1 protein-coding gene is annotated in these 1,926 nt (G+C 48.4%); it reads right to left on the minus strand.

Annotation, left to right across the window (positions count from 1 at the left end; translation table 11 throughout):
- Positions 1-88: 88 nt before the first annotated feature.
- Positions 89-1,465, minus strand: coding sequence for a group II intron reverse transcriptase/maturase (ltrA, locus tag AC1MBV_RS17200; protein ID WP_480947509.1), 1,377 nt, complete (start codon positions 1,463-1,465; stop codon positions 89-91).
- Positions 1,466-1,926 lie beyond the last annotated feature (461 nt).

The following is a 1,926-nucleotide window of genomic DNA, read 5'->3' on the forward strand; positions in this document are numbered from 1 at the left end:
AGTCGAGTAGGACAGCGATTCACATCTTCTGTCCCCTCACGGAACCGTGCGTGCGCTATTTACGCACACGGCTCTTCTTGTTCATGGTTCACAGAATGTAGCTCAGCTCCGACCGAAGTTGATAAATATTGACCTTGATTCGCGGTTGCGGCAGAGGGAAGCGTTTGAGAAATTGATTAAATTTTTCCCATGTGAACGATCGTTTCTGGCTCCTTCTGTTTAACCATTTATACAACAACCGAATCACCTGCAATCGAAAAGCGCTCACGCTTAGACTGTTATCGGTGATACAATAGTAGTTGTAATAGCCGGTCAATGACCTCTTGAGCCGATCCATGATGAAGTCAATCTCTTGGGTCCGATGGCCTTTCAGCCACTGCGAATAGGCTTTGAGTTTGGCACCCACTTTCTTTCGGCTGCTTTTCCTCTTGACTCGAAAATGTCCGCTTTTACTTTGCCCACAATAGTGGGTGAATCCCAGGAAGTCAAAAGTCTTTGGCTTCCTGTTTCCATTTCTCTTGGCATTTTCCTGAGCGAATCGTCCGAAAGGGATGATCCTCGCTTTCTCCTCCGCAAGCGCCAAGTTAAATTTTTCTAGGCGCCGCTTCAGATCGCAATAGAATCGTTGGGCTTCCTGTTTATACTGAAAACAACAGACAAAGTCATCGGCATAGCGCACCAGATAAGCCTGTCCCTGGCACTGTTTCTTCACCGCTTTCGTAAACCATAGGTCAATCACATAGTGCAGATAGACGTTAGCTAGGATCGGCGAGATCAGTCCGCCTTGCGGCGTCCCTTGTTCGCTTGCGTGCCAAGTTTCCTTCTCCATGTAACCCGCTTTTAGAAAACGGGCAATGAGCCTCAGAAAGCTTGGATCCTTGATCCGTAGCTTGAGAAAACGCATCATCCATTGATGGTCGACATGATCGAAAAAGCCCCTGATGTCCACATCAACAATGTAGTTCGTGTACTTCTTTTCAATGAAGACATTCAGGACTTTAAGTGCATCATGGCAGTTCCTATTTGGGCGGAAACCGAAGGAACAGTTAAGAAAGTCTTGCTCATAGATGGCATTAAGGATCTTCGCCAGACCCCGCTGAACAATTTTATCCTCATAGGCAGGGATGCCCAGTGGGCGTTTCTTCTTTGTTCCCGGTTTATCAATATATGTCCGCCGGACAGGGAGCGGCCGATAGCTTTTCTGCTTCAGGCGCTTATCCAGATCGGCAAGGTGTTCATCAAGATGTTCTTGATAGCTTGCCTTCGTCATCTGATCGATGCCCGCTGCTTTGTTTCCCTGCAGTTCCCGGTGACAGACCCTCAATTCCTCTACGCTCAATAAATGAGCCAGAGAGGTGAAGGCCATCTTCGGATTTTCCTTCGCTAGCTCTGCTATTCTTACCTGTTTTGTAGTCATCTCTACTGTCACCTCTGTGTGTGCCGATGTGTCCCAGATAAGATTCATAAACAAGGGAAAACACCTTCCCTCAACCGGCATTACCCGATATCATGGGTACTATGTGCTTCCTCCGACTTCCCAGCAGACATTTAACGTCCTTACATTTGATTGCTTGGTTCGCTATACTTTCTTTCGAAAGACCCGCTGGGATCTCCCGAGTTGCCGTACCTTATTGATGCTCAGCGTGCCATGGTCTCTGACCCCGGGGAACCCCCAGACCTCTTGCCTTAACGATGTCTGGCGTGTTGCCTTCTGGAAGTATAACGCCATCGGCATTCCCATTTCATAAGTTTTCGAGGCTCAATCCCTTCAACCACTTGGCTTACGGCCCACTGGCTCGCTGTCTACGCTTAAAAACCAAAGTTGCCTTTCGTTCTCCAAGACTCGCTACGGATGAGTGGCTAGCTCTTTTCCGACGGGCTTCCCACCCGCTATAAGGCACGACCTTGCTCGGTCGCTCTATACTT

It is taken from the genome of Sporolactobacillus sp. PKPK-6 (assembly GCF_056678885.1).

Coding starts and splice junctions, on each gene's coding strand:
- ltrA (WP_480947509.1), bottom strand. CDS start 1,465: ATGAATCTTATCTGGGACACATCGGCACACACAGAGGTGACAGTAGAG.